The sequence below is a fragment of the Actinoplanes sp. NPDC051633 genome, from assembly GCF_040681735.1.
In the GTDB taxonomy this organism is placed as follows: domain Bacteria; phylum Actinomycetota; class Actinomycetes; order Mycobacteriales; family Micromonosporaceae; genus Actinoplanes.
In genome coordinates this window covers 1-8,344 of record NZ_JBFAZH010000231.1, presented here as the reverse complement: position 1 = coordinate 8,344, position 8,344 = coordinate 1, and the positions used below count along the sequence as shown (strand labels likewise).

Genomic DNA, 8,344 nt, shown 5'->3' with positions numbered 1-8,344 from the left:
CGCGAGGCATCCGCCCGGCGCTCGGCCGGCGGCGCGGCCGACGACGGCGACGACTGGCCTGAGCCGGCCCGCCCCGGCGGACCGCCCATGGCCCCGGCCGCAGCCTCGACGGCAGACGACGACGATTGGCCGGAACCGGCCCGCCTCGGAGCGGCAACCGATCCGCCTGCCGAGCCCCCAACGACCGGACCGGCGAGCCGATCCGGACCGACGGCCGGTGCCAAGCTGACGCAGTCGCCGGTTGACGGCCAAGCGCCCACAAGCGACTCGCCCACAAGTGGCTCGACGCCGCGATCCGCAGCACCGAGCGCTCCGCCGCAGGCCACGCCGCCATCGGCGTCGACTTCATCTGCCGGCGACTCAACGCCGCCGTGGGTTGTGGATCCGCCTGCGAACCCGGCACCGACCTCCGGACCCATGCCCAGCCGCGATCCTGCCCAAGACTCCGGTGTGGGGTCTGGCTCGGGTCCGGGGTCCAGCTCGGGCGTTGGGTCTGGCGCAGGCTCCGCCTCCGGCGCCCGCTCCGCCGCCCCTGGCTTCGGTGTCGCCCCCAGCTCGGGTGCCCCCTCCGGCTCCACTTCCAGCTCGGGAGTCGCCTCCGGCGCCGCTCGCAGCTCGGGTGCGACTCCCAGCTCGGGTGCCGCTCCCGGCTCGGGTGCCGCTCCCGGCTCGGGTGCCGCGCGTTCCAACGATGCACCCAGCTCGGGTGCCGGCGCGGTCCCACGCCCCGGCTCGGGTCGTGTACCGAGCCCTGGCCTGGCGGCTGCGCGCGCGGCGGCTGCGGCAGGCGCCGCGCGTCAGGCCGCACCGAAGAAAGCGCCCGCCGGCGGCGCCTTCTCCGACGGGTCGACCGCCGGGGAAGCGCCCTACGACCCGGAGTTCGACGGTGCGCCGGGAAAGGCAGCCGGCTACGACGGCTTCGACCCGGGCGACGAGCCCCTCGACGTGGTCATCGACGAGAAGAGCGCGCGCCAGAGCAGCGAGCAGCAGGCCATGCAGCTCCTGCGGGACGCCTTCGGCGCGGAGAAGATCAGCGAGATCTAGGCCGGTCCCGGCCGTAGTGCTGGTCGCCACGGACGACCCGGCCGGCATGGCCGCGGCGATGGTGCGGCCTGGCGCGGGCTACCGGTGGCACACCTGGGCGCCGGGGTCCGCGAGGACGGCGCCCACACCGACTTCCCGGGCAAGTTGCGCGGTGGGCCTCCCGGGCGGAGGTGCGCGGCGGGCTTCCCGGGGAGTTGCGCGGCGGGTTCTCTGGGCGAGTTGCGCGCGGCGGGCTTTCTCGGGCGGGGTGCGTGGCGGGCTTTCTGGGCGGGGTGCGCGGCGGGCTTTCTGGGCGGGGTGGGCGGCGGACTTCCTTGGGCGGGGTGCGTGGCGGGCTTCCCCCGGGCGAGATGCACGGCGGCCTCCCGGGCGAGACGCACGGCCGCCGTCGGGCAGTGTTGTCGGTTCGTTGCTCTGGGGACCACCGGTCCTCGTTGAGGTGGCGCCCCCTTGGTCCCCGCTGAGCGCGACTTACCCCTTATCGACCCGGCCCGTCCATCACCCTGGCGGCCGACGCTCCTGCGGCTGGATCGGCGAGTCGGTGCTGCCGGTGGCCGAGCTCGTTCCTGTCCTGGGCGAGCCCGTCACGTACCGAGGGCTGCTTTGACGGTTTCCGCCGCGCGGCGGCCCTTTCTGATGTCTGTCATGGCCTGAGCGAAGCCGACCAGGTCCTTCAGCACGCCGGCGCCCAGGTCCGCCAGGTCCGAGACCTGGCCCGCAGCCGCCTGCAGCCCCTCCAGCGCGGTGGCGGCCGCCTCGATCTTCTCCTGATCCGGCGCGGGCGCATCCGGGAACGGCCGGCCGAAGGCGACGATCCATGCGCCAGACGGTGTCTTCAGGCGGCATCCGCCACCGGCGAGCCAGAAGGGCCACTCGATCGTCGCCTGCTTCCTGGCGACGTCGACGCTCACCTCCTCATCGGCGGCGAAGGAGATGCGCCGCGCACCGATCGTGAACAGCCCGAAAACGTAGGACTGGCCCTTGGCGGAGTTGTACATCTTGTTCGGACCCAGCCAGGCCGGAACCACAACCGCGGTTTTCCGCTTTCCCATGACGACCACCCTTCGTAGTCATCGAGGAAAGCCCGCCGACGCCTGGATCGGCCTTGTTGGGACCGGAAGGCGACAGCGGTGATGTACGACATGGTCGTGGAGGGACGGACCGCCCTGAGTGGGTTGTTGTATCAGATGAGGCAGCGTCGCCTTCCGTTACAAGTTCCTTGAAGGAGACCGCTCATGACCGTCAACATTCGTCGCGTACTCGCCAAGCTGGGTGAGATCGGCGTCCTCACGCACACCCTGCCGTACCCGACCCGTGTCATGGCCCGCCGCAGCTGATGGTCACCGCACCTTTTTGATCGGCAGCACGACCAAGGCGCCCACGAGGGCGGCCACGCCTGCGGTGTACAGCAGCAATTCGTAGTTCTGGTTGTTCGCGCTGGACACGGCGAGCAACGCGGCGCCGAACACCGGCGCCACCGTCTGCGGCAGTGCGTTGGCCATGTTGAACACCCCGAGATCCTTGCCCGAGTCGTCGGGGTTCGGCAGCACATCGACAACCAGGGCCAGATCCACACCGACATAGATGCCGTACGCGAGACCCATCAACGCCTCGACCATGTAGAACTGGCCGACGGTGGAGACGTGCGCCAGGGCGACCGTGCCGATGCCGAAAAGCAGGGTCGAACCGGCAACCAGGAACTTCCGCCGGCCGGTGCGATCGGAGATCTTCCCGGCGATCCAGCCGGAGGCGATCAGCGCGATCGTGTAGACGAGAACGCCGATGGTGACCGCGGCCGGCGCGTCGTCCTCGGACAGCCCCAGCTCGTCCTGAAGGAAGAAGAGCCGGAACGTGGTGAACATGAACGTCGCAAGCGTGATGAGGAACCGCGACCACCACGCGAACGCGAAGTCGGGGAACTTCAGCGGGTTGAGCCAGAAGGTGGTCACCCACTCGCGGAGGTTCATTCGCGGTGGGCGTACCGGAAGCTTCTGGTCCGGAAGGATGACGGCGAACAGCAACATCGCGCCGATCGAGAAGACGGACGGCACCACGAACAGGATCACCATGTGGTCCTGGAAGATCTGGGCCACGTACGTGCCGCCCAGGATGCCCATGTTCTGGGCGATGCCCAGCAGCGCCGAGACGCTGCCCCGCTGGAACCGCGGCACCTGGTCGGAGATGGTCGCCACGAACGGCGCCAAGGTCGCGTTGGCGCCCAGCTGAGCCAGGCACCACCCCGCCGTCACGACCGGGACCGTCTCGCCCAGCGCCATGACCACGAAGGCGAGCGTCATGACCACCGTGCCGCCGACGATCCAGGGCCGCCGCCGGCCGAACCGCGAGGTGGTGCGGTCGGAGAACCGACCGAACAGGACGTTGCCGATGACCGCGAAGAGCGCGCCGAAGCCGGCCACAGTGCCCAGGGCCGACGTCTTCTGATCGTCCGGAACGATCTGCTGGACCTTCACCCCGATGCCGATGATCGCCGGGCCGAGCAGCGCGATGAAGAAGATCAGCTGAGCGAAGACGAGGCCGGAGACGTACTTCCAGGTGACCGGCTTCGTCGGCTCGGCGAACCAGTGATGCTCGTGCGGATCCTTCACGTCGAGCGCGACGGCCGCGTCATCGGTCGGCGGATGATCGCCGTAGGGGCTTCCGGACGTGCTCATACCAGCCTCCATCAGTCAGCCAGTGAGAGCCGGTCTTGTCCACGGGGTCTATACGCTTTGTACTTGACCCGTCACGCTGGCGCATCCGGAGCGGCGAGGGCCTCGGTGTAGTGGGCCATCACCGACGGCTTCGGGATCGGGCGGTCTGGGCTCCAGTTCAGGAGAGCGCCCGCGGAGCAGAGTCCCAGCGCGAAACCGATGATCAGGCATACGACGACCAGTTTGATGAGCATCGAGAGGTCGGACCAGATCTTCATAACGGCCGCTCCCGCAGTTCTATCGGCACGATGTGCTTTTCGTGCCACGACGGGAGGACTGTTCTTGGCCGGAGGCTGGTAAGTTGTTTCATGGTTGCCGTCCTGATGGCTTGTCAAGGCTCGAGATGGTGACCTTGCTGGGCTGATGTTGCGAGCATCGGCCCAGCGTTGTGTGTGGGGCTGCACTGGATCGTTTGCCGCCGACCGGAGTGCAGCCCTCGCACGAGGGTTGATCAATAGCCCATCACCCCCTGACCTGATCTTGCCGCCCCTGAACGGTCGTTTTTGTGGGCTTACAAAGATGGTCACCTATGATCATGTCAATTGCCAAGAGGCACTTTCCAAGATATATTTGCCACTGGCAATTGCCATGTAGCTGAGTGCTAAGTAGCGGCCCGCTGTCACAGGAGGTGCCAGCACATGCCCGCGCAGCCCGGTCCGACCGTGCGCCGACGGCAGGTCAGCAGTGCTCTCCGCCGGTACCGGACCGACGCAGGCCTGAGTGTGCAGCAGGTGGCCGAGCGCCTGCTCTGCTCCCCCGCCAAGATAAGCCGTATCGAAACGGCGCAGCGCAATCCCACATTGCGCGATGTTCGCGATTTGCTGGACATGTATGGAGTGGTGGACGAACAGGTTCGTGAACGGCTCATGTCAATGGCACGCGAGAGCCGGGAGCGTGGTTGGTGGCAAACTCTTAACCTATCACCGGGCCTCGAGATTCTCATTGGCATGGAACGCGTCGCGACGCAGATCAAAGAATTTGAGATAATCAACATCCCTGGTCTCTTGCAGACGCGGGAATATGCGACCGAGTCCCTGCGAGAATGGTTCCCGAACGAGCCTGAACAATGCCAATTGGCGGTCGATATAAGAATGCGACGGCAACGCATTCTCAAGGAAGCACCGAAACCGCAGATGATCGTAATCTTGGACGAAGCAGCCCTCCGTCGCATGGTCGGCGGGCCGGCCGTCATGAGAGGGCAGCTGGAGCATCTGATCGATCTGATGGACACCGGAGCCCTCGAACTTCGCATCATCCCCTTCAGCGCGGGCGCGCATCTGGGGATGCTCAACGGATTCACGATGCTTGAGTTCGATGCACTCGCTACGGATGGGGCCGAGCCTGACATCCCGCCGGTGGCCTATGTCGAATACCAGTACAAAACTATGTACTTCGATCAAGAGACAGAAATCGAGGAGTACGCCAGGACGTTCACCGCTCTTCGTGCGCGATCAATTACCCCACGTGACTCGAGGGCCCTGCTGAAGTCCTTTTCGGACGCGCTATAGTGCGTCGCGCAGCGACGCACCGGTTGTTGAGCGTCGTTTCACTCCTTGGTGTGAAACGCCGTGACGCTGGCTCCTTCCAGTGCTAAATTGGTGCCGACTGTCCTAATTTGTCGGATGGAGCGCTGAGCTCCTGTGGTAGGAGCTTGGGAGTTCAAGTGCAGAAGCCGTTCCAGGCGCTCCGGTGGCGGAAGTCAGCAGCATGCGGGCCCAGCAACTGCGTTGAGGTTGCCTCCGCAGGGCCGGGTGCTATCGCTGTGCGGGACTCCAAGGACCCGAGTGGGCCTGTGCTGACCTACACGGCGGACGAGTGGCGCGACTTCATCGCCGGGGCCAAGAACGGCGAGTTCGACGATCTCTTCCAAGACTGACCATCGCCGTCCCGCGTGGGATGTCGGATTTGGCTTGTCTTGTCAACATCGATGGTTCTGTTTCCGGCGTTGCCGTTGAAACATGGGCCACATGGCGGCGTAACACTCTGAAGCTTTGCGGTTGCCTACCGCAAAGCGTGGTCCCGCGCCGCCATGACGATGGGAGGCAACGATGCCAGCCAATCGCGCGGTGGTCTATCAAGGCCCCGGCAAGGTCGAGATCAAGGACATCGACTACCCGACGTACGAGATGAAGGACGGGCCCGGCGTCAACAAGGCGAACGTCGGCCGGCGTACCCCGCACGGAGCGATCCTCAAGACCGTCGCCACCAACATCTGCGGCAGCGACCAGCACATGGTGCGTGGGCGGACCACCGCCCCCGAGGGTCTGGTGCTCGGACACGAGATCACCGGTGAGGTGGTCGACGTCGGGTCCGATGTCGAGTTCGTCAAGGTCGGAGACATCTGCTCCGTACCCTTCAACATCGCCTGCGGCCGGTGCCGCAACTGCAAGGAAGGCAAGACCGGCGTCTGCCTGCAGGTCAACCCCGACCGGCCGGGCTCGGCCTACGGGTACGTGGACATGGGCGGCTGGGTCGGAGGCCAGGCCGAGTACGTGCTGGTCCCGTACGCGGACTGGAACCTGCTCCGGTTCCCCGACCGTGACCAGGCGCTGGAGAAGATCCTCGACCTGGCCATGCTCACCGACATCTTCCCGACCGGCTACCACGGCTGCGTCAGCGCGGGCGTCACCACCGGCTCAACCGTCTACATCGCCGGCGCCGGGCCGGTCGGTCTGGCCGCCGCGAGCTCGGCATGGCTGCTCGGCGCGGCCGTGGTGATCGTCGGCGACCTCAACGAGGAGCGGCTGGCGCAGGCCCGCAGCTTCGGGTGCGAGACCGTCGACGTGTCCCAAGGCGACCCGGTCGAGCAGGTGCAGCAGATCCTCGGCAAGGACGCGCCGGCGATCGGGCAGCCGCTGGTCGACTCCGCGGTCGACGCGGTCGGCTTCGAGGCCCGCGGGCACGGGCAGAACGCGCAGACCGAGATGCCGGCCACCGTTCTGAACTCGCTGATGGATCTGACCCGCGCGGGCGGCGCCATCGGCATCCCGGGCCTCTATGTCACCGGTGACCCGGGCGGTGTTGACGACGCGGCGAAGGAGGGCTCGCTGTCGCTGCGTCTCGGTCTGGGCTGGGCGAAGTCGCACTCGTTCGTCACCGGCCAGTGCCCGGTGATGAAGTACAACCGGAACCTGATGATGGCGATCCTGCACGACCGGGTGCAGATCGCGAAGAACGTCAACGCCACGGCGATCTCGCTGGACCAGGCCCCGCAGGGCTACCAGGACTTCGACCAGGGCGCGGCGAAGAAGTACGTGCTCGACCCGCACGGCATGGTGCGGAACAAGGCGGCCTGACAACGAGAAGTCAGGCGGGCTAGAGTTCTCGGATCGGCTTTCCAGGGAGCCGCCGGTCCGCGGAAAGGGCTCAGCCCGCCTGACTTCGATCGCAAGGTGGCACCTGTCCTCCTTTCGGCCCGTGACGCGGACAACGGGCGAGCGAAGGGAGGTCGCGACCGATGTCGCTGCCCGAGAACCCGAACCTTGACCATCTCCGCAACCAGGCGCGCGCCCTGCAGCGCTCCATCGCCCGTCCGTTGCATCTCGCGCAGCTCGCGGTCGCCCGCGGCTACGGCTTCGCGAGCTGGGCCAAGCTCAAGCACTACGTCGAGGCGGCGAACGCGCACTCGTGGCAGCCGTCGGCCGAGCGGGCGCAGGAGAGCCTGCCCGACCGCTTCTGCCGGTTGGCCTGCCTGACCTACTCGGATGTCGACGGCCCCGATCGGTGGCAGCAGGCGCGGGCCCTCGCGCCGGAGATCGCCGACCACATCTGGGCGGCCGCCGCGGCCGGTTCCGGCGCGGCGGTGCGCGCGGCGCTGGCGAAGGATCCAGGGCTGGCCCGCGCGAAGGGTGGGCCGTACGGCTGGAGTCCGCTGTGCTATCTGGCCTACTCCCGGGCGGCGGGTGATGACGATGACGTCGTGGACGCGGCCCGGGCGCTGCTGGACGCGGGCGCCGATCCCGACGAGGGCTACCTGTGGAACGGCCTGGTCCCGCCGTTCACCGTGCTGACCGGCATCTTCGGCAACGGTGAGCTCGGCGTGCACCGGCAGCCGTCGCACCCGCACGTCGACGCGCTGGCCCGCCTCGTGCTCGACGCCGGCGCCGACCCCAACGACGGCCAGACCCTCTACAACCGCCAGTTCGCCCGCGACGACAGCCATCTCGAGCTGCTGTTCGAGTACGGGCTGGGCCGCGGTGACGGCGGGCCGTGGCGGCGTCGCCTGGGCGAGCGGCTCGGCGATCCCGCCGAGCTGCTGCGGGGCCAACTGAGATGGGCGGTCGAGCACGGCATGGTGGATCGGGTACGCCTGCTCGTGGCCCACGGCGTGGACGTGGTCACGGCGTACCCGGACGGGCGTACCCCGATGGACCTGGCCCGGCTCGGCGCTCGCACCGACATCGCCGACGTTCTGGTGGGCGGTGGCGCGAAGCGCGCCGAGCTGGACCCGGCCGACGAGCTCATCGCCGCGGTCTTCGCGGGCCGGCCGATCGACCCGACGAATGCCGCCGAGGCACGGCGGAGGAGGCCCGGGCTGATCGTCTGGGCGGCGGCGCAGGGCCGGGCCGACGTGGTGGCGAAGCTGGCCG

7 protein-coding genes are annotated in these 8,344 nt (G+C 67.8%); 4 read left to right on the top strand and 3 right to left on the bottom strand.

Annotated elements, in window-relative coordinates; genetic code table 11:
• Positions 1-1,628 precede the first annotated feature (1,628 nt).
• From AB0M20_RS15540 to AB0M20_RS15530, 3 genes are all read right to left on the bottom strand, one after another.
• Complete coding sequence (locus AB0M20_RS15540; RefSeq protein ID WP_364298518.1) at positions 1,629-2,096, bottom strand: hypothetical protein; 468 nt, start codon at positions 2,094-2,096, stop codon at positions 1,629-1,631.
• A 288-nt stretch (positions 2,097-2,384) separates the two neighbouring features.
• The gene (locus AB0M20_RS15535; RefSeq protein WP_364298516.1) at positions 2,385-3,716 is read right to left on the bottom strand and encodes an MFS transporter; all 1,332 of its coding nucleotides are present in this window, start codon (positions 3,714-3,716) and stop codon (positions 2,385-2,387) included.
• A 71-nt stretch (positions 3,717-3,787) separates the two neighbouring features.
• Positions 3,788-3,973 carry a hypothetical protein gene (locus AB0M20_RS15530; RefSeq protein ID WP_364298514.1) on the bottom strand — a complete coding sequence of 62 codons (186 nt, stop codon included), beginning with the start codon at positions 3,971-3,973 and terminating at the stop codon, positions 3,788-3,790.
• A 420-nt stretch (positions 3,974-4,393) separates the two neighbouring features.
• On the opposite strand from AB0M20_RS15530, the gene AB0M20_RS15525 reads away from it, so the two are divergent.
• The 4 genes from AB0M20_RS15525 to AB0M20_RS15510 all read left to right on the top strand — a co-directional run.
• The gene (locus tag AB0M20_RS15525; RefSeq protein WP_364298512.1) at positions 4,394-5,263 is read left to right on the top strand and encodes a helix-turn-helix transcriptional regulator; all 870 of its coding nucleotides are present in this window, start codon (positions 4,394-4,396) and stop codon (positions 5,261-5,263) included.
• A gap of 155 nt (positions 5,264-5,418) precedes the next feature.
• Complete coding sequence (locus AB0M20_RS15520; RefSeq protein WP_364298510.1) at positions 5,419-5,631, top strand: DUF397 domain-containing protein; 213 nt, start codon at positions 5,419-5,421, stop codon at positions 5,629-5,631.
• Between the two features lie 172 nt (positions 5,632-5,803).
• Positions 5,804-7,051, top strand: a complete 1,248-nt coding sequence (gene fdhA, locus AB0M20_RS15515; RefSeq protein WP_364298508.1) for a formaldehyde dehydrogenase, glutathione-independent — start codon at positions 5,804-5,806, stop codon at positions 7,049-7,051.
• Positions 7,052-7,212: 161 nt separating this feature from the next.
• Positions 7,213-8,344: hypothetical protein (locus tag AB0M20_RS15510; RefSeq protein WP_364298506.1), on the top strand; the 1,132-nt coding region annotated here is incomplete at its 3' end.